The following is an 18,635-nucleotide window of genomic DNA, read 5'->3' as shown; positions in this document are numbered from 1 at the left end:
TCTTGTGCTCGTTTAACCGGGTGCCTTTAATTAGAGTATGAGCACATCAGATTCTTCGCCTTTCATTCTCGCCATCACGGCGTGCCCAACGGGTATCGCCCATACTTATATGGCCGCCGAGAACTTAGAGGCCGCCGCCAAAAAGCTGGGCTACCGCATCAAGATTGAAACGCACGGTTCCATCGGTGTGGAAGGCAGCTTCAGTACACAAGACATCGAGGAAGCCGATGCCGTTGTCATCGGTGCCGATACCGTCATCACAAAGGACCGATTCCACGGCAAGCGCTTGGTGGCCACCGGCGTGGACGAGGCCATCAAACACCCCGAGCAGCTGTTGACCAAGTCCTTGGAGGCGACAGCGTGGAAGGGTGAGGATAAGGGGGCATCGGAAAGCGAGGCGGAGGACGCCGCGGAGGATGCGGGGCTGCGCGGTATTGGGCAAACCATGTACAAGGCGCTCATGAATGGTGTTTCCCACATGATTCCCTTCGTGGTTACCGGCGGATTGCTCATCGCCGTGGCGCTGTCCTTGGGTGGCACGCCCACGCCGGAGGGGCTGTCGATTCCTGAAGATAGCTTCTGGAATACGCTCAATGAGCTCGGCGGCCTGGCATTTTCGCTGATGGTGCCGGTCTTGTCTGGCTACATTGCCGTTGGCATCGCGGATAGGCCAGGGTTGGCACCGGGCCTTATCACCGGGCTCATCGCCACAACCGGCTCGCTGTATGGGTCCGAGGCCGGAGCCGGATTCTTGGGCGGTATCGTCACCGGTATTCTCTCCGGCTACGTGGCACTTGCGATCAAGAAGATTCCGGTGCACAAATTCGTCGCGCCGATTTGGCCGATTATCGTCATCCCGATTTTCACCACGCTGATAGTGGGCTTGGCCTTCATCTATTTCATCGGCGCCCCGATTGCCAGCGCTTTCGAGGCCATGACCGAATACCTCGGCGGGCTACAGGGCTCGTCCGCGATTGTGCTGGGTCTAATCATCGGCGCGATGATCGCTTTCGATATGGGCGGGCCGTTCAATAAGACTGCCTTCCTGTTTGGCGGCGGCATGATCGCGGCGGGAAATGCTGCTCCGATGGGTATGGCCGCCGCCGCGATTGCGGTCCCGCCGCTCGCCGTGGGCGTGGTTACCCTCCTGCGCCGGGGTTGGTTCAATAAGGCGGAAAAGGACTCCGGTATCGCCGCACTATTTATGGGATTTTTCGGCATCACCGAAGGCGCCATTCCCCTAGCCGCGGCGCGCCCCCTGCAGGTCATCCCGGCCAACGTGGTGGGCGGCGCCGTCGCCGGTGCCATGGCGGGCGCGTTTGGCGTCCAAGACCATGTCATGCACGGCGGCCCCATCGTCGCCATCCTCGGCGCGGTGGATCAGGTGGCGTGGTTCTTCCTGTCTATGCTCTGCGGCGTTGCCGTGTGTGCCGCGCTCATGCTCCTGCTCATTCGCCTGACGCAACGCTCCCCGGAATCGGACGAGGCCACGGCGGAGTCCACCGCGCTCCCGCTTCTCGATGCCTCCACCATCAGCCTCGATAAACCGCTCGGTTCCGATCCAAAGGACGTCATCAAGTCGCTCATTTCCCTCGCCGCCGCCGATGGCCGCATTAACGACGCCGCCGCGGTTGCCGATGCCGCCCTTGCCCGCGAGGCCCAACACTCCACCGGCGTGGGCCACGGCGTGGCCATCCCGCACGCTCGCTCCGCTGGCGTTTCCGCACCAACTCTGGCCTTCGCCCGGCTTCCCGAGGGCGGTGTCACCTGGGGAAGCCGCGAAGAGCCCACGACCTTAGCGTTTCTCATCGCCGTTCCCGATGACGCCGGAAAGCAGCACTTAAAGCTACTGTCCACCCTCGCCCGCGCCATCATGAGGGAAGATTTTCGCACCCAGCTGCACGCGGCCAGCTCCCGCGAAGAGGCAAAAGGGATCATCTCCTCTGTCCTCCAGGTCGAACCGCAAGCCGCCGTGGAGTCTTAGTCCTCTGCCCTGCCCTCGGCCGCCCCTGAGAGGAGCTGTTCCACCGACACCACTCCGCCCAAAAAGTAACCGCCTTCACAAATGGCAGTGGCACGGGTTACACTTGGAACCACACTCATTGTTCAACAATTAAGGATGGTGTTGAATGGCTTCGCTCCACATTGATCTCAACGCGGACTTGGGTGAAACCACCGCCGGCAACCCGGTAGCCGATGATGCCGCGATGCTGGAGATGGTCTCCTCCGCCAATGTCGCCACCGGCTTCCACGCCGGTGATCCGCACTCCATTGCGCAGACCCTTAAATCCGCGGCGTGTGCGGGAGTAACGGTCGGAGCACACGTGGGTTATAACGATCCGGCCGGTTTTGGCCGCCGCTTCATCGACTACAACGCAGCGGAGCTCGCGGACGAGGTCACCTACCAAATCGGTGCGCTCGATGCGCTGGCGCGCGCCAATGGCACGCGGGTGTCTTATGTGAAGCCGCACGGCGCGATGTACAACACCATCGTCAAGGACGAGGCACAGGCCAAGGGTGTCATCGCGGGCATTAAGGCCTTCGGTGACCTACCCGTAATGCTGCTGCCGGGCGGCCGCGCAGTCGATATTGCAGAATCGCAAGGCCTCACCGTCATCCGCGAGGCCTTCGCGGATCGCAACTACAACCCCGATGGCACGCTGGTCTCACGCAAGCAGGACAATGCGGTATTGGGGGATGAAGGGGATGTCGTCAAGCGCGTGCTAGAAGTCGCCCAAACCGGATCCATTACCGCCATCGACGGCACCACGCTCGATGTCGATGCCCAATCCGTGTGCACCCACGGTGATTCACCGGGCTCCGTGAAATTGCTGCGCGGTGTGGTCGATTGCCTCAGCGCGGAAGGAATCGACATTCGGAGCTTTATCTAATGCCGCATATTCACTTCGTTGGCACCCGCGCCCTGCTCATTGCTTTAGACGGGCTCGAGCAGGTCATGGCGTGGCATGCGGCGCTGTCCGCTAAACCGCTCAAGAACCAAGTGGATTGCATTGCCGCCGCCACCACATTGCTCATTACCTTTGAGGCGCCGAATTCCGCCCGCGCGGCCGCAGAGTTCCTGACGGGCTTCTCCCCTGCCGCTGCTACCGCCAAAGAGGCGCGCACGGTAGACATCGACGTGCTTTACGATGGCGAGGATGTCGACGCCGCCGCCGATCTCCTCGGCATGTCGCGCGAGGCCTTGATTGACTGGCATACCTCTACCGAGTGGACCGCCGCCTTTGGCGGCTTTGCCCCCGGCTTTACCTACTGCGCGCCCTCCGATCCTGCCCAGGCCAAGGCCGTTCCCCGCCGCTCCGATCCGCGCACCGCCGTTCCGGCTGGCGCCGTAGGCATCGCGGGCGAGTTCTCCGCGGTCTACCCGCGCGTTTCGCCAGGTGGATGGCAGCTGCTCGGCACCACCAATACCCCGATGTGGGATTCGCACGCGAACCCACCCGCGCTGGTGCAGCCCGGTGACCGGGTGCGCTACCGCGCCGTGGACGAGCTGCCGGACTTGGTGGATCGCAGCGCGGAATCCAAGCGCTCGCCGGCCCGCCTGCCCCGCATGGAGGTCCTCGATGCCGGCCTGCTCACGCTTTTTCAAGACCTTGGCCGCCCCGGCGTAGGCGACCTTGGCGTAACGCCCTCCGGTGCCGCCGACCACGCCGCCGCGGCAACCGCGAATGTCGCCGTGGGCAATCCGCGGGGTGCGACGGTGCTAGAAAATATCGGCGGCATTAAGCTGCGCGCGCTGACCGATACCGTCATCTGCGTTACCGGCGCCACCGCCCGCGTCCGCCTGGGTGAGATGCCCGTGCACCTCGCCCGCCCGGTGCTCGTTACCGCCGGCCAGACAGTGACGGTCGGTGCCGCAACGGTGGGTATGCGCAACTACGTGGCCATTCGCGGCGGCATCATCGCCGAATCCGAGCTCGGGTCCTCTGCCACCGATGTCCTTTCTGGCCTCGGCCCCGATCCCGTCACCACCGGCGATGTCATCGGTGTGCTGCCGCGCTCGACCGGCATGACGGATGCGCAATTGGTCAACCCCCTGCGCGTATCCGCTGATTCCGCTGGCAAAACGCGCGCGACGCTGCGCTGCGTGCTGGGCCCGCGCGATGACTGGTTTGGCGATAATATCTCTACCTTCCTGGATACCGAATGGGTCGTCTCCTCTGATTCCAACCGCGTTGGCCTCAGGCTTTTGGGGACGAAAGACGGGGATGTCACCGTGCAGCGCGTCAAGGATGGCGAGCTGCCCTCCGAGGGAATGGTGGCCGGTTCCATCCAGATCCCGCCGAATGGCAAGCCGGTGGTCTTCCTGCGCGACCACGCCGTCACCGGCGGCTATCCCGTCATCGCCACCGTGCTGGAAGAAGATATCGACATCGCCGCGCAGCTCCCGCCCGGCGCGCGCGTGACCTTTCGCCTCGTGACACCTCAAACTTTGAATACTGGAGAAGAAAATGCAGATTAAAACCGTCCTCATTGCTAACCGCGGCGAAATCGCCGTGCGCATCGCCCGCGTAGCCCGCGACTTGGGTATTAAGTCCGTCGCCATTTATTCCGAGGCCGATGCCGGTGCCCTGCACACCCAGGTTGCCGATGAAGCCTATGCGCTGCCCGGCAATACCGCCGCCGATACTTACATGAATATCCCGGCGCTGCTGGATATCGCCGTGCGCGCTGGCGCCGATGCCATCCACCCGGGCTACGGTTTCCTCTCCGAAAACGCCGACTTCGCCCGCACCGTCACCGATGCCGGCATGGTGTGGATCGGCCCATCCCCGGAGTCCATCGAGCTGTTGGGCGATAAGATTGCCGCGCGCCGCGTGGCCGAAGAGGTCGGCGCGCCCCTGGCTCCGGGCACCTCCGATCCCATTGATGATTGGCAGGAGGCCCGCGCCTTCGCTGAGGAACATGGCCTACCCATTGCCATCAAGGCCGCTTATGGCGGCGGCGGGCGCGGCCTTAAAGTCGTGGACTCCATGGATGAGATCGAAGACGCGTTCAACTCCGCCGGGCGCGAGGCCATGGAGGCCTTCGGCCGCGCCGAGTGCTACGTGGAGAAGTTCCTGACGCACCCGCGCCACGTGGAGGCGCAGGTCCTGGCGGATACCCACGGCAACGTCCGCGTGCTGGGCACCCGCGATTGCTCCACCCAGCGCCGCTTCCAAAAGCTCATCGAGGAGGCCCCTGCGCCCGCGCTTTCCGATGCCCAGCGCAACGGCATCATCGAAGGCGCCCGCTCCATCTGTTCCCACGTGGGCTATACCGGCGCAGGCACCGTGGAATACATCGTTTCCGAGGACGGCACCATCTCCTTCTTGGAGGTCAATACCCGCGTCCAGGTCGAGCACCCCGTAACCGAGGTGGTGACCGGCACAGATATCATCGCCGAGCAATTCCGCATCGCCGCAGGCGAGCCCCTGTCCATCTCTGAGGATCCGGATTCCACCGGCCACGCCTTCGAGTTCCGCATCAATGCCGAGGACATCCTCAACGGCTTTGCCCCCTGCCCCGGCACCATCGTCTCCTTCGAGCCGCCCACCGGCCCCGGCATCCGCGTCGATTCGGCTGTCCGCTCGGGTTCCATCATCCCGCCGTACTACGACTCGCTCATTGCCAAGCTCATCGTGTGGGGCCCCACGCGCGAGGTAGCCCTCGCCCGTTCGCGCCAGGCGCTGCGCGAATTCGACGTCTCCGGCGTGCGCACCGTGCTGCCCTTCCACCGCGACATGATGGACGAGCCCGCGCTTATTGGCACCGCGTCTTCCGCTGAGGCCGATGCCGGTGCCAGCGAAATCGGAGTCTTTACTGACTGGCTTGATCACAACTACCGGCCCTCTGCTGCCAACCAGGTAGACAAGGTCGAGGCCATCTATACCAAGCGCCGGACGGTCGCGGTAGAAATCGATGGCAAGCTCGTCAATATCGGCGTGCCCATGGACTTCCTCGCAGGCGCCGGTGCCGGCGCTGGTGCGGGCAGCGCGGATGGTTCTGGTGCCTCCGCTCCCTCGACGGCCGGAGCGCAGTCCAGCGACGATAACGCGGTCACCTCCCCCTTCGAGGCCAACCTCGTGACCTGGAATGTATCCGATGGCGATAGCGTCTCCGAAGGAGATTCCATCGCCACGGTCGAGGCCATGAAGATGGAATCTGCCATCAAGGCCCCGCGCGGCGGCACCATCAAGATCCTTGCTGAAGAGGGCGACCGCCTGGATTCCGCGACGGTGATTGCGACCATCGACTAGCGCGTGCTGCCTGCCGGTTGGCCCGCGCACCTACCTGGGCGCCTGGCCGCGCAAATACTCGCCAAGGTAGGGCAAGAGGAAACGCACGGTTCCATAGCGGCGGCTAGCGATGAGATCGCGCTCTAATAGCAGCTTGCGGGCCATGGAAATGGCATTGGGAGTCTTGCCCAGGTGCGCCGCGATGGCACCGGTGGGAATATCAGCCCCGTGTTCGGTTTCCAGCTCCGCCATGGCGTTGAGAAAAGCGCGCTGGGCGTCAGGAACATTCTTCAACGCAATCCTGTGCACCTGGTTGCCCATATGCGCTGGAATCTCGCGCGCAATGGAAGACACGTGACGCTCCTCGATGGCATCCGCCCCATCGAGTACCGCACGGGTCCACGCCAAAGCGCCGACCAGCTGCAATAAGTACGGATACCCCTGCACCAATGCGGTCGCGTCTTTTAAAGCGCGCTCACTAAAACCGCGACCAGCCGCGGTAGCGGTGCTCTGCAGAGATTCGGCCACGGTGGCATCATCAAGCAGCCCCAAATCCAGCCTTTGAGCGCGACGCAAAAAGGTGGTGCCCTCATGCTCCAATAGCTCTTCTACCCCAAACGTCAATCCCGCGGCGGCGAAGGCGATATCGTATTCGTCGCGAATGAGATCCTGGATGGCGGTTGCGAGCTGTGCAAGCTCATCCACGCTGGCCGCTTGCACCTCATCAACCGTCAACAAGACGCCCGCATCATGGGCACGCGCGGACTTCAGGAGGCTGCGCAGCCGCGAGACCAGGCTGGGCTGGGCCTGGTTGTGGGGCAATTGCGTCGTCACAGATCCCACGCCCGCCACCGAGAATCCCGTGATCTTGCGGCCAGGAGTCTCCGTATAGTCCAGCTCCTCGATGGCTTCCGGAATCGTGGAATCGCGCAACTGCGTCACCATCTGGGCATCCGCATAGGCGCGGATAACTACCCACCCAAGGCGGCGCGCGGATTCTTCAAACTCATTGAGAAGTACCGTTTTTCCCACCCCGCGCGTACCGCTGACTAGCAAGGCGCGCTGCATGCTGCCCACACCGCCCACCAGCCCATAGTTAAACGAGCTGATTTCAAATTCGCGCCCGGCCAACTGCACCGGCGACGCGCCGAAACTGGGGCGAAAAGGATTCTTATCCGGAATCACTCTGACAGACCTTCCATTTAGATCCTTTAGAACTATGACTTTAGTTTAGATCCTTTAGAACTTCGCCGCCTCTTTAGAACTTTTAGATCTTTAAGTCATACGGAATGGCCGTTGACGCCTCACCCATTCAGTAAGGTGAGGGACATGCTTTCCCAGTCCGTCGCCACCGCTTTGCGCCAAGAGATGTCGGCCGGCAATTTTCAGCCCGGCGAGCAACTCAGTGAGGTAAAGGTGGCTGAGCAATTCGGTTGCTCCCGCAATACCCTCCGCGAGGCGTTTACCACGCTCGCCGCCGAGCGCCTGGTCGAGCGCATCCCTCACCGCGGCGTCTTCATCGCCACCCCAGATTCCGCCTATATCCGCGATTTATTCGCCGCCCGCGCCGCCATCGAGCCGTCCGCCGCGCGGTGGGGCGCGTTTGCCGATGCCCCCTCGCTCATCTCCCTCGCCTCCTCCGCCTTCGAGTGCGCGAAGCGCAATAAGCCTCAGGAAGTCTCCTCCATCAACCAGCGCTTCCACCAAGCACTGGTAGCAGGGCTAGGTTCCGCTACCTTGGATGAGCAGATGAGCAACCTGCTCGCGCGCATGCGGCTTACCTTTTTATTGGTCATCCCGCGCTACCCGCAGCTGCACGCCGAGCACATTCAAGGCAACGTTGATGTGGCCACGCTCATCGCGGATGGAAAACGGGAAGAGGCCACCACGCACTTGCGCGATAGCCTCTTAGAAACTTGCGATACCATCTTGTCCTTCACGGACTAATTAAGCGGCGGGGTATATGCCTATGGGATGAGGTACTCCGCATCGCGGGCATTGGTCACCAGCATCTTGCCCGGCGCATGGGAAATGGCCAGCTCTGGCTTTGATTCCATCACGATGGCCTGCGGAGTAACCCCACACGCCCAAAAGACGGGCAGGCAACCTTCTGGAATATCCACCGCATCACCAAAGTCTGGATGAGCTAAATCCGCGATACCGATGGCCGCCGGATCCCCCACGTGCACCGGCGCACCATGCACGGACGGATAGCGGGAGGTAATGCGCACCGCATCGGAGACCTGCGATGCCGGAATCGGGCGCATCGATACCACCATCGGTCCGGAAAATACGCCCGCAGGAGTAGTAGGAATATTCGTCCGGTACATCGGCACATTGCGTTGCTGTTTAATATGCGCGATCTCGATGCCCGCATCCACCAACGCCGTTTCAAAGGTAAACGAACATCCGATAAGGAAGCTGACCATGTCGGGGGTGTAATGGGAGGTGGCATCAGCAAGCGTGGCCGTGTGCTCACCATACTCAAAGATGCGATAGGCCGGGATATCGGTGCGGATATCGCCGCCAGGCAGGAGATCAGAGGTGTACTGTCCCGCCTCCAGAACACCGACGATGGGGCACGGCTTGGGGTTGCGCTGAGCAAAAAGCAGGAAGTCGAAGGCGTATGCGCTGGGCAGCGAGAGCAGGTTGGCCTGCATGTAACCCCGCGCATGCCCGGCGGTGGTGGTCATCTCGTGGGTGCGCGCGAACTCGCGCACCTCTTCTGGCGTGTGCATTATGCCCATATCGCTGTGATTCCTGAGACTGCGCGAAGGCCGATGAAAATGGTAAGCAGCCAGGCCAGGCCGCCAAGGATAAGCAGCCACTTTGGGTACTTATAGCCCTGCAGCAGATCCTTGCGGCGCCAAGCCACCCACATCACCAGGGCGAAGCCGATGGGAAGGATGAGCCCGTTAATCGCACCGGCGAAGATCAAGAGCTTTTGTGGCGCGGAGTTGATTATTACAAAAATGACCGTACAGACCGTAATGAAGATGACGGTGAAGATATTGCGGGTCCGGGCCGGGGTTTTCTGGGTGGTCACGAAGGATACCGAGGTATAAGCGGCACCGATGACGGAAGATAGGCCCGCAGCAAAGAGCACCATGCCGAATGCGCGGAGGCCGAATTCACCGGCCGCGTGGTAGAAGGCATCGGCGGCAGTATTATTTTCTTTTAGCGTGACGCCGGTAGCCACCACGCCCAATACCGCCAAGAAGAGCAGCATGCGCATAATACCGGTGACGATGATGCCGCTAACGGAGGTCCGCGTAATGTTCTTGACGTTTTCAACGCCAGATAAGCCCGCATCGATCAGTCGGTGCGCGCCGGCGAAAGTAATATAGCCGCCGACGGTGCCGCCGATGATGGTGGTGATGACGAAGAAATCGATTTCACCCGGCGCGACGGTATTCTTTAGCGCCTCCCCTACCGGCGGCTGGCTGACGATGGCCACGTACAACATAAGCAGGATCATCACCGCACCCAGGGCGGCCACGAGGCGGTCCAGCGCCATTCCGGCGCGGCGGGAGAGGAAGATGAACACCGCAATCGCCGCCGCAATGACGCCACCGATGCGCGCATCGATGCCGAGCATCGCGTTCAGGCCCAAGCCTGCGCCGGCGATATTGCCGATATTAAAAATCGCCCCGCCAAAAAAGACGAAGCCGGCGAGCACCCAACCCAAGCCGGGAAGGACGGTATTGCCCAGGGTGTTTGCGCGCATTCCCGTCACGCACAGCACGCGCCACACATTGAGCTGGATGGCAATGTCCACCAAGATGGACAACGCAATAGCGAAGGCAAAAGAAGCGCCCATCTGGACGGTAAAGACCGAAGTCTGGGTCAAAAAGCCCGGGCCGATAGCCGAGGTAGCCATGAGGAACATGGCGCCCGCCATGGCGCCAATGCCCTTGGGCGGGGTCTTCGCTTCCGCCTGCACCCCCGCCTGTGCCGAGGCAGAAGCTTGTTTTTCAGCACTCACTAGTTTCACCTTTCGTGACGCCGGTCTCTCTTAAATGTGATTCGCATCATCATAATTGCTACCCCGGAGGTTGTTCAACAACATTTATGGCAAGGGGTGCTGCGGGGGTGATCTACGCTACTTTTCCCGCCTTTCGCTCCAGGTATTCAACTATTGTCTCCACTACCCTATTCGGGTCATTGACCAGCTCTTTTGGCCCGAATCTCAATACCGTAAATTGCTGATTTTCAATCTCTCGTTGCCTGCGCATCTGTTCCTTGACCACTGTTTCCGGCGCTTTCCCATAAGTACCGTCGTACTTAGTGTCCCCGTCGACCTCGATAATGAGCCACCCATCGATACATAAGTCAGCCCGGTACTTTCCCAATACGCGAAATTGAGGGTACACAGTGGCAGCGGGAATCCTTTCAATAATTAACGCCCGCAACAGCGACTCGTACGGTGATTCGGAACCGGCATACGCATGCTTAACTACCATTTTCATGGGGATAGGCCCCTTCATCCGAGCCATTGCTGCCCGTGTTTCCTTCAGATCTTCTACCGAAACCAGGCCCGCACGTAACGCGGAATCGACCGCAACAAGCCCCTCCGCAAACCCATGTAGCCTGGCGATATCCAAGCATGTCCGCGCCGGATTCGTCACGCGGACTCCAGACCTTTCCACCGTTGTTTCCTCTATCCGTGCCATGCGGTAATACTTTCGCGGCCACTGCGTGTGCGGTGGAATACTTCCTGACGGTGAAGCGAGCTCAACGAGCTCATTTCTCCGGGGAATCACCCAAATTCCCCAAATACGCGCAGCTGACTTAGCCACCAACGATGCCCTGTGTGCACTTAGGCCGGCCCCTAAAGTCAGGGCCAACTGTTGCTTATGCCATGGCCAGCTTTCCCAGGTCATTGTTTTCACTGCAATCCAGGGAGCAACTCGCTTTAGTTCTCCTGAGTAAAGCGCTGGATAGTAAGGACTTGTTGAACCTGCATAACGAAGATTAATTAACTCATGATTTAACATGCTCTTTATCTTCGCCGCTTCTTGGAGAAACTGCTGAGCGTGATGCTCCAAATGGTCACATTCTGAGCTCCTTGCTGGACACCTGCACCGAAAGGGTGCCAATCCCACAAGGCGGGCGACTAGCACCTTTTGCGAAGGCCCGGAAGTCGGTCGCTTTGGTCAGAGTTCGAAGGTCAGCCTCCTATGGTCAACCTCCACTGCAATAACTGAGCAAACTGGCGCCTCAAATATCGCAAATCTTCTTCAAATATTGCATAGGACCCTGCACATTTTGCGAAGCTTCCTGAGGAAGCCTTTGAGCAGCCGGTTGCGAAGCTCCCTGAGAGCCCCTTGGGCATCCGGTTGCGAAGCTTCCTGAGGAGGCCTTTGCGCAGCTTTTGGCGGAGCTTCTGAGGGACCCTTTGAACAGCCCACCGTACAGCCCTTTGCGGCACTGTTGCGGTCCGGACCGCAACGAGTACTAGAACTATCGCGAACCTTCACGAATCGAGCCCACATCAGGCGCGTGCAGCTCACAGCTGGAATGGGGCGTGATTTACTAGTACCAATGGAACCCCTCGAGCTCTCAGCACTCACCGGCACGCAATCGCGCACCTATGGCACCCGCAAAATCACCAAGGACATGATGTCTGCGCCGGTCCATGTGGCGATCGCGTTGTGGGATGAACGCTGGGATTCAGCGGAGGATGGAACCATCGAGGGGTGGGTCATCGCGGTCAACACCCCGCAGGCACGCTTCGTACGCAAAGGCCAGATCAAAAAAGGCGATATCGTCAAAGTTGCAGTAAACGAGCTACAGCGGGCCTTGCACGGAATAGATGGACGCACCTGGATTGTCACCGGGCGTAGGCAAAATGCGCTGCGAGCGGCGCTCGAGAAGCGCGGCTATACGGTGACGGGGAGCTTTGCGGGGGAGAATCGGGCATCGGCAAGCGCGAGCTCCGCACGCCGCAAACAAGCTGGCCTGACCGCGCGGAAGGCCCGCAAGCTGGGCGAGGCCCCGAAGAAGAAGGAAACCAACCAGGTCGAAACACCAGAGGCGAAATGGTGGCCCAACTTCTCGCACACGACGTCGTGGCCGGCGGGCGCGGTGGTACGCATTGCCACCGATGCTTCCTCCGATACAGTGTTCAAGGGCTCAATGTGTTTCGTGGCGGGAAACGGTGACTACCACCTGCGCACCCGCGAGACGAAAGCTAGCACGGACGAACTGGAGCTTGAAGCGCTCACGCTCGCGTTAAAGTACCTGCTCAAGGTAGGTGCAACGAAGGCCGTGATCGAATCCGATTCCGTCGCGGCACTGGACGCGGTCAACCATATCCTGCACAAGAAGGGCTCCAAGGCGGCGCGTCCGGGACGCAGGTGGCGCGGGGTATCGTCTGGTGCGCGCTCCCGATTCCAGCAGGCTTGGGGCGACCTTGAAGGCACCTGCGAGGTGGACATCCGCAGGGTACTCGGGCATGCCGGGGATCCGCTCAATCGCGCCGCCGATCAGATTGCGTATATGGGTCTGCGCGCCATTGCCCACCCCATGAAGCAATCTCGGCCTACCCTGCAAAGCGGGATCAGTAAGGCACTCAAAGTGGTATAGCCTCGGTTACCTCCGCAGTCGCCGCCACAGGATTCGCGCCGCGGAATGCGGGGTCGCCGCAAGCTCGCGCAGGTAATTGCGCGGCATCGACAGCCACGGCGTGCGCGCGGAGTGAACGGTTATTGCAATGCCCAAATGCCAAGCCCACAATGTGGTGCGCAGGGCATGGAAATCGTTGGTGACCACCTGCAATACGGCATCTGGTGCGAGGCTGTGCGCGTTTTCTAGGTTCTCATTTGTACTGGTAGCAGCCGGTTCCACGAGCACATCCCGAGGATCAACACCCCGCTGGATTAGGTATTCGGCCATCGCGCCCGCTTCCCCGCGGCCAGAGACGATGACCGTCTGCCCAGAATAGAGTTCGAGCGTCTTATCCAAACGCGACCGCAGCATGGCGCCCGGATGACCGTGGGCAACACGGGAGCCCAAAACAAGGAGCGGATCGCGTGGGGAATTTTCCATGCTCATTAGCTTAGACCGGTGCGAAGCCTTGACAGGCACAGGTACTGAACCGTAAATTGACACACAAACATGCAATCGATTGCACGACCCGTCGAAGCTGCTCTACCCCTAGGAGCCGAAATGGCCGCAACCACCCTCAAGCACGTAGCCGCTGCTGCTGGAGTGTCCATTTCCACCGCCTCGCGCGCACTTGCAGAAAACCCAGCTATTTCCGCAGCCACCCGCACGCGCGTAAAACAGGCAGCTGAACAGCTCAATTACCGCCCAAATGCCCAGGCACGCGCGCTGCGCAACGCACGGTCCAATGCCATCGGCCTCGTCATACCAAGCCTGGATAACTCGTATTTCGCCGCCATGGCCGCCGCAATTGAGCAAGAGGCTAATGCACACGGTTTCGCCACCATGATTACCAGTTGCGGCGAGGATCCTGCGCGTTTGAAACGCGCCCTCGATGCCCTCACGCAGCGGCAGGTCGATGGAATAATTACCGTTCCCCTCGATGGCGCAGAAGAGGCGATTGGCCAGGCCCACTCTTATCGGCCGTTGCTATTGATTGACCGAACACTTGGGGGCTTCCCTGCTGTGTTCTCTGATCCCAGTCCGGGAATGCACAGGGCAATTGCGCAGCTAAAGGACAAAGGCCATACCTCGATTGGCTGCCTTTCCGGCCCCCAAGAAACCTCTACTGGCAGGCAGCGCCTCGCTGTATTCAAGGAAGCAGCTCGCGACCTTAATATCCACATTCACCACGGCAGCTTCCGGCACCGAGAGGGATATAAAGGGGCGATAGAGCTACTAAATGCAGGGGTTACGGCCATCGTCGCCGCTGACTCGATGATGACTGCGGGCGCATTAGAAGCCTGTCATAATTCCGGCAAGGCCATTGGAGAGGAAGTCGCACTCGTCGGTTTCGATGACTTCATTTATCTGCGCTTCCAACCGGCACCCATATCCGTAGTGGACCAAAACGTCGATCACATGGGCAAGATAGCCACCGCAGAACTCATCGCGGCCATCAAAAATAAGCGCCCGCCTCAAGGATCGATAATCGATACGCGATATATCCCCCGCATGTCCACCGCATTCACCGTAGAATCCGATTCATAGGAGGATTTCCAATGAGCAAGCTCACCGTCGTCGGATCGATTAATGCTGACCTTATTGTCCACGCCGAACGCCACCCGCACCCCGGCGAAACCCTGCTGGGCTCCGGCGGCGAGATCCTCGCTGGCGGCAAGGGCGCGAACCAAGCGGTAGCCGCCGCGCAATTGGGCGCCAATGTAGCTTTCGTCGGCGCGGTCGGCTCCGATCCCTACGCCGAGCCCGCCATGCACTACATGCACAGCTCCGGCATCGACCTCAGCGCGGTGGAACAGTCCGATACCACTACCGGCTTGGCGGTCATCACGGTCTCCGCCGATGGCGAAAACACCATCGTCATCTCCCCCGGAGCGAACGCTCTTGTCGATGCCCCCTTCGTCACCGCCCGCCAATCCACCATCGCCGATGCGGACGTGGTCCTGCTCCAGGGCGAAATCCCCGCCTCCGGTTTCAAAGCCGCCGTCGATGCCGCCCAAGGACGCGTAGTCGTCAACCTCGCCCCTGTCATCGAGGTGGATCGCGACGCCCTCCTGCAGGCCGATCCCCTCATGGCCAACGAGCACGAGGCTGGCCTCATCCTTGAGCAACTGGGCCTTTCTTCCACCGGCACCCCGCGCGAGCTCGCCCACCGCCTGGTTTCCGCCGGCTTTAAATCGGTGGTGCTGACCCTCGGGGCCGAAGGCGCCTACGTGGCAACGCCCGAATCCAACACGGATATCCCCACCCCACAGATCACCGCGGTCGATACCACCGGCGCCGGCGATGCCTTTGCCGGAGCATTTTGCACCAAGCTCCTTGAAGGCGCCACGCTCGTCGATGCCGCCACCTTCGCCGCCCGCGTCGGTGCCTTCGCCGCCACCAGCGCCGGCGCCCAGCCATCCTATCCCACGACCTCTTCGAGGTTGCCAGAGGTCACACAGAAATAGGAGCGCACAGCTTTAAAATCACACCAATGGAAAGTCGCATCAGCCATCATGCATAAGAGCTTTGGAAAAGATAGTAAGAATGGGAGAAAGAGCAGCAAGAACGAGCCTAAAAAATGGAAAGCCTTTTTAATCTCGCTATTGATATTTCTGCTTGTCCCCTTACCTTTTGCTCTTTACCTTGGCGGCACTGAATGGCTATTCAATGACAAGGATTCGGTGCCGAAAGAATTCTGGGTTTCTTATGTACTAGGTTTCGTCGTTTTTATTGGTGGATTGCTCTGGATGCAGATCAAAGAGTGGTTCCACGACGACTCCAAGAATTCTAAACGGTAGCTGGCTGGAGTCTCCCTCTCTTTTAGCCGATAAAGAAAGGGAAGCTCCTCCCTACTCCCCTAGCAGCTTCGAGCGGAGGTTCTTATCCTTCTGCTCGACTTCCTCTGCCATCTTTTCTTGGTAGGCAACCATCTTGTCTTGCAGCGCGGGGTCTCCGGTGCCCAGGATGCGGGCGGCCAGCAGGCCGGCGTTCTTTGCGCCGCCGATGGAGACGGTGGCCACGGGAACGCCGCTAGGCATCTGCACGATAGAAAGCAGGGAGTCTAGGCCATCGAGGTCCTTGAGTGCGCGCGGGATGCCGATAACGGGCAGCGGCGTGGCCGCAGCAACCATGCCTGGCAGGTGGGCGGCGCCACCGGCACAGGCGATGATGGCTTTAAGGCCGCGGGAGTGTGCGCCCTTGGCGTAGGCCAACATCTTTTCCGGGGTGCGGTGGGCGCTGACCACGCCAACCTCAAAGGGAATGCCGAAGTCCGCGAGGACTTCCGCTGCGGGTTCGACGGTGGGCCAATCCGAATCCGAGCCCATGATGATTCCTACCTGCGGTTCCATAATGTCCTTTCTAGGTTTTAAGAGTTATGCCCACGTTGCGTGCATCAAAAAGTGCGCGGCCTGGCGGGCGGCATCGCGGGTCTCATCGAGCGATGTACCAGCGACATTGACGTGGCCGATCTTGCGGCCAGCGCGGTGATCCTTGCCGTACAGGTGAATCTTGGCGTGTGGGAAGCGTTCCATAACCTCGCGCACGCGCTGCGGCATAGGCATCTTGGGGTCTTCATCCGCGCCGAGCACATTGGCCATAACGGTCACCGGGGCGAGGGCGTCCACCGCGCCCAAGGGCAGGTCCAGTACGGCGCGCAGGTGCTGTTCGAACTGTGAGGTCACGCAGCCATCCTGGGTCCAGTGGCCGGTATTGTGCGGGCGCATGGCCAATTCATTGACAGAGATGTCCTCGCCACCCTCACCGTTGAAGGCGAAAAGCTCCACGGCCAGCACGCCGGTCACGCCGAGGGATTCGGCAATGCCAAGCCCCAGCGCAGAGGCGCGTTCGGCCAGCTCGGGCGAGAGATCGGGCGCGGGCGCGATGGCCTCGGCACAGATGCCGTTGGCCTGGCGGGACTGGGTAATGGGCCAGACCTTGGCTTCACCGGATGGGCGGCGCGCTACCAAGATGGATAGCTCGCGGGTCAGATCCACCTTCTCTTCGGCCACGAGCGGCGTGCCGGCCTCTAAAAGCTCGGCGACGAGCTCATCAAGATCGGCATCCGAAGGAAACCACACGCCCTTGCCGTCATAGCCACCGCGGCGGGCCTTGAGGCAAACGCGCCCGTCTACGGCATCGAAAAAAGCGCGGGCATCGGCGACTGATCCGATGGCACTAAACCGCGGGACGGGCGCCCCCAGAGCGGAGAGTTTTTCGCGCATGTCCAGCTTGTCCTGGGCATAGCGCAGGGCGCTGGGCTGGGGCTGGACGTTAAAGGAGGCATCGATAAGCGCAGCGGAATGCTCATTGGGCACATGCTCATGCTCGAAAGTAACCGCATCCGCGCCGCGGGCCGCCGCGAGCAGGTCCTCGTACTTGTGGTAATCGCCCACCACGATGTCCGGGGTGACCTGCGCGGTAGAAGAATCCGGACTACCAGCAAGAATCCGCAGATGAATATCGAGTTCCGCGGCGGCAGGTTGCATCATGCGCGCCAGCTGACCATCGCCACAGACAGTTACAATAGGTTTTGAGACACTCACGCCCACAATACTAGCTTGGATACCATGTTTACCCGTCATTCGATCTTCCAGAACTCCCTCATGAGCGCCCTCCTTGATGGCATTTATGACGGCGAGATGACCATCTCTGAGCTGCTAGGAAAGGGCAATTTTGGCATCGGGACTTTTAACGGCCTCGATGGTGAAATGATCATCTTGGACGGGACCTGCTACCAGCTGCGCGGCGATGGCTCCGCGCGGGTTGCGGACCTGGACCAGCAAACCCCTTATGCCGTGGCCACCAACTTTGTGCCGCGCATTCTTGTCGATGCCCCACGGGGCCTGCGCCGCGACGAACTTTCCGCCTTCATCGATGAGGTGGAACCTTCCGCGAACTACATGTACGCCGTCCGCATCACGGGCAGGTTTTCTGAGGTCACTACGCGCACCGTGGTCAAACAAACCAAACCCTATCCCCCAATGACGAAGGCGGTCGGCGGCGATAAAGAGCTGCACTTTAGCGATGTCGAGGGCGTCATCGGCGGCTTCCGCACTCCCGTGTACGAGCGCGGGATTTCGGTGCCTGGCTGCCACGTGCACTTTATCGACGCCGCGCGTAAGTCCGGCGGACATGTGCTGGATTACACCGTGGATGAGGCGAAAATCGAGCTCTGCCCCGGTTCCGATCTAGAACTGCGCCTGCCGCTGACCCAAGAATTCAGCAGCGCTAATCTCGCACCGGAGGATCTTGATAAGCAATTGCACTCCACCGAGGTTAAAACCAAGGGCGATCATTAATAATCTCTGCCACCTGCTTTGACTTGGCTACGGTGGGAAAATACATGGCCCTGTCCCAGCCATTGAGCGCAATGGAGATACCGCCGCGGCGCTTGCGGGCGCCGCGAATATCTTCCAGCGGAATTGAATCGATGTGGCGGCCTTCCCGCACGATGACGCGGCGATTGGTCACGATGAACCGCTTGCGGCGAGCCTTATAAAACGGAATGAGAAAGCGCCACGTGCTCAGCCCGGCCCACAAGACTACGAGGCCATTGCGCAACATCGGTTCTACTCCCTGGGCATCGCACCAGCCGATGGCAATCCACAGCACGCCAGTAATGAGGATGAGCTCCAGAAATGGGAAAACGAGCGCGCGAAATGGCGCGGATACGTCCGCGCGCTTGACCTCGCCCTGGCCCATCTTCATCAATCCCATAGCCATGGATAGTACCAGTGCGAGGCCGTGCTTCTCGGACTGCGCGGATTCCGCAGCACCTGCCGCGCG

18 protein-coding genes are annotated in these 18,635 nt (G+C 60.5%); 10 read left to right on the top strand and 8 right to left on the bottom strand.

Annotation, left to right across the window (positions count from 1 at the left end; translation table 11 throughout):
- Nucleotides 1-37 precede the first annotated feature (37 nt).
- From ACLI1T_RS02740 to ACLI1T_RS02725, 4 genes are all read left to right on the top strand, one after another.
- Nucleotides 38-1,984 (top strand): fructose-specific PTS transporter subunit EIIC, encoded by a 1,947-nt coding sequence (locus tag ACLI1T_RS02740; RefSeq protein ID WP_411702973.1) that lies wholly within the window; start codon nucleotides 38-40, stop codon nucleotides 1,982-1,984.
- A gap of 145 nt (nucleotides 1,985-2,129) precedes the next feature.
- On the top strand, nucleotides 2,130-2,891 hold the full coding sequence (locus ACLI1T_RS02735; protein ID WP_411702972.1) for a LamB/YcsF family protein: 762 nt from the start codon (nucleotides 2,130-2,132) through the stop codon (nucleotides 2,889-2,891).
- A complete protein-coding gene (locus ACLI1T_RS02730) occupies nucleotides 2,891-4,480 on the top strand; it encodes a 5-oxoprolinase/urea amidolyase family protein (RefSeq protein WP_411702971.1) in 1,590 nt (529 codons plus the stop codon). The genes ACLI1T_RS02735 and ACLI1T_RS02730 overlap by 1 nt, the downstream gene beginning before the upstream one ends.
- Nucleotides 4,470-6,257, top strand: a complete 1,788-nt coding sequence (locus ACLI1T_RS02725; protein ID WP_411702970.1) for an acetyl/propionyl/methylcrotonyl-CoA carboxylase subunit alpha — start codon at nucleotides 4,470-4,472, stop codon at nucleotides 6,255-6,257. Before ACLI1T_RS02730 ends, ACLI1T_RS02725 begins: the two co-directional genes overlap by 11 nt.
- A 30-nt stretch (nucleotides 6,258-6,287) precedes the next feature.
- Here the strand turns inward: ACLI1T_RS02725 and ACLI1T_RS02720 are convergent, their stop codons facing one another.
- A complete protein-coding gene (locus ACLI1T_RS02720; protein ID WP_411702969.1) occupies nucleotides 6,288-7,421 on the bottom strand; it encodes an ATP-binding protein in 1,134 nt (377 codons plus the stop codon).
- Nucleotides 7,422-7,565: 144 nt separating this feature from the next.
- On the opposite strand from ACLI1T_RS02720, the gene ACLI1T_RS02715 reads away from it, so the two are divergent.
- The gene (locus ACLI1T_RS02715) at nucleotides 7,566-8,183 is read left to right on the top strand and encodes a GntR family transcriptional regulator (protein ID WP_023025481.1); all 618 of its coding nucleotides are present in this window, start codon (nucleotides 7,566-7,568) and stop codon (nucleotides 8,181-8,183) included.
- Nucleotides 8,184-8,203: 20 nt separating this feature from the next.
- Here the strand turns inward: ACLI1T_RS02715 and ACLI1T_RS02710 are convergent, their stop codons facing one another.
- From ACLI1T_RS02710 to ACLI1T_RS02700, 3 genes are all read right to left on the bottom strand, one after another.
- The gene (locus tag ACLI1T_RS02710; RefSeq protein ID WP_349852060.1) at nucleotides 8,204-8,983 is read right to left on the bottom strand and encodes a putative hydro-lyase; all 780 of its coding nucleotides are present in this window, start codon (nucleotides 8,981-8,983) and stop codon (nucleotides 8,204-8,206) included.
- Entirely contained in the window at nucleotides 8,974-10,137 is a 1,164-nt protein-coding gene (locus ACLI1T_RS02705; RefSeq protein ID WP_349852334.1) for an NRAMP family divalent metal transporter, read from the bottom strand. Before ACLI1T_RS02705 ends, ACLI1T_RS02710 begins: the two co-directional genes overlap by 10 nt.
- Nucleotides 10,138-10,333: 196 nt before the next feature.
- Nucleotides 10,334-11,284 carry a DUF559 domain-containing protein gene (locus tag ACLI1T_RS02700; RefSeq protein WP_411702968.1) on the bottom strand — a complete coding sequence of 317 codons (951 nt, stop codon included), beginning with the start codon at nucleotides 11,282-11,284 and terminating at the stop codon, nucleotides 10,334-10,336.
- 496 nt (nucleotides 11,285-11,780) lie between these two features.
- Between ACLI1T_RS02700 and ACLI1T_RS02695 the strand changes: the two genes are divergently transcribed.
- Nucleotides 11,781-12,824: a ribonuclease HI gene (locus ACLI1T_RS02695; RefSeq protein ID WP_411702967.1), complete on the top strand. Its 1,044-nt coding sequence runs from the start codon at nucleotides 11,781-11,783 to the stop codon at nucleotides 12,822-12,824.
- Nucleotides 12,825-12,830: 6 nt separating this feature from the next.
- Here ACLI1T_RS02695 and ACLI1T_RS02690 read toward each other — a convergent pair whose 3' ends face one another.
- Nucleotides 12,831-13,286, bottom strand: a complete 456-nt coding sequence (locus tag ACLI1T_RS02690; protein ID WP_411702966.1) for a YdcF family protein — start codon at nucleotides 13,284-13,286, stop codon at nucleotides 12,831-12,833.
- Nucleotides 13,287-13,406: 120 nt separating this feature from the next.
- Between ACLI1T_RS02690 and ACLI1T_RS02685 the strand changes: the two genes are divergently transcribed.
- Genes ACLI1T_RS02685 through ACLI1T_RS02675 form a run of 3 tightly spaced genes read left to right on the top strand, consistent with a single transcriptional unit; the run spans nucleotide 13,407 to nucleotide 15,646 of the window.
- Nucleotides 13,407-14,393, top strand: coding sequence for a LacI family DNA-binding transcriptional regulator (locus ACLI1T_RS02685; protein WP_411702965.1), 987 nt, complete (start codon nucleotides 13,407-13,409; stop codon nucleotides 14,391-14,393).
- Nucleotides 14,394-14,404: 11 nt separating this feature from the next.
- Nucleotides 14,405-15,313 (top strand): ribokinase, encoded by a 909-nt coding sequence (locus ACLI1T_RS02680; protein ID WP_284631457.1) that lies wholly within the window; start codon nucleotides 14,405-14,407, stop codon nucleotides 15,311-15,313.
- A 48-nt stretch (nucleotides 15,314-15,361) separates the two neighbouring features.
- Nucleotides 15,362-15,646, top strand: coding sequence for a hypothetical protein (locus ACLI1T_RS02675; protein WP_411702964.1), 285 nt, complete (start codon nucleotides 15,362-15,364; stop codon nucleotides 15,644-15,646).
- Between the two features lie 51 nt (nucleotides 15,647-15,697).
- Here ACLI1T_RS02675 and purE read toward each other — a convergent pair whose 3' ends face one another.
- Together purE and ACLI1T_RS02665 are read right to left on the bottom strand one after the other, a co-directional pair.
- A complete protein-coding gene (purE, locus tag ACLI1T_RS02670; RefSeq protein ID WP_411702963.1) occupies nucleotides 15,698-16,198 on the bottom strand; it encodes a 5-(carboxyamino)imidazole ribonucleotide mutase in 501 nt (166 codons plus the stop codon).
- 24 nt (nucleotides 16,199-16,222) lie between these two features.
- Entirely contained in the window at nucleotides 16,223-17,431 is a 1,209-nt protein-coding gene (locus tag ACLI1T_RS02665) for a 5-(carboxyamino)imidazole ribonucleotide synthase (protein ID WP_411702962.1), read from the bottom strand.
- Between ACLI1T_RS02665 and budA the strand changes: the two genes are divergently transcribed.
- Entirely contained in the window at nucleotides 17,417-18,148 is a 732-nt protein-coding gene (gene budA, locus ACLI1T_RS02660) for an acetolactate decarboxylase (RefSeq protein ID WP_284770073.1), read from the top strand. The two genes, ACLI1T_RS02665 and budA, sit on opposite strands and share 15 nt — an antisense overlap.
- On the opposite strand, the gene ACLI1T_RS02655 is transcribed toward budA, so the two are convergent.
- Entirely contained in the window at nucleotides 18,126-18,566 is a 441-nt protein-coding gene (locus ACLI1T_RS02655; protein ID WP_284770074.1) for a hypothetical protein, read from the bottom strand. The two genes, budA and ACLI1T_RS02655, sit on opposite strands and share 23 nt — an antisense overlap.
- Nucleotides 18,567-18,635: the final 69 nt, after the last annotated feature.

The sequence above is a fragment of the Corynebacterium tuingiense genome, assembly GCF_046718165.1.
Lineage (GTDB): Bacteria > Actinomycetota > Actinomycetes > Mycobacteriales > Mycobacteriaceae > Corynebacterium.
This window is presented reverse-complemented; position numbering and strand designations above follow the sequence as displayed.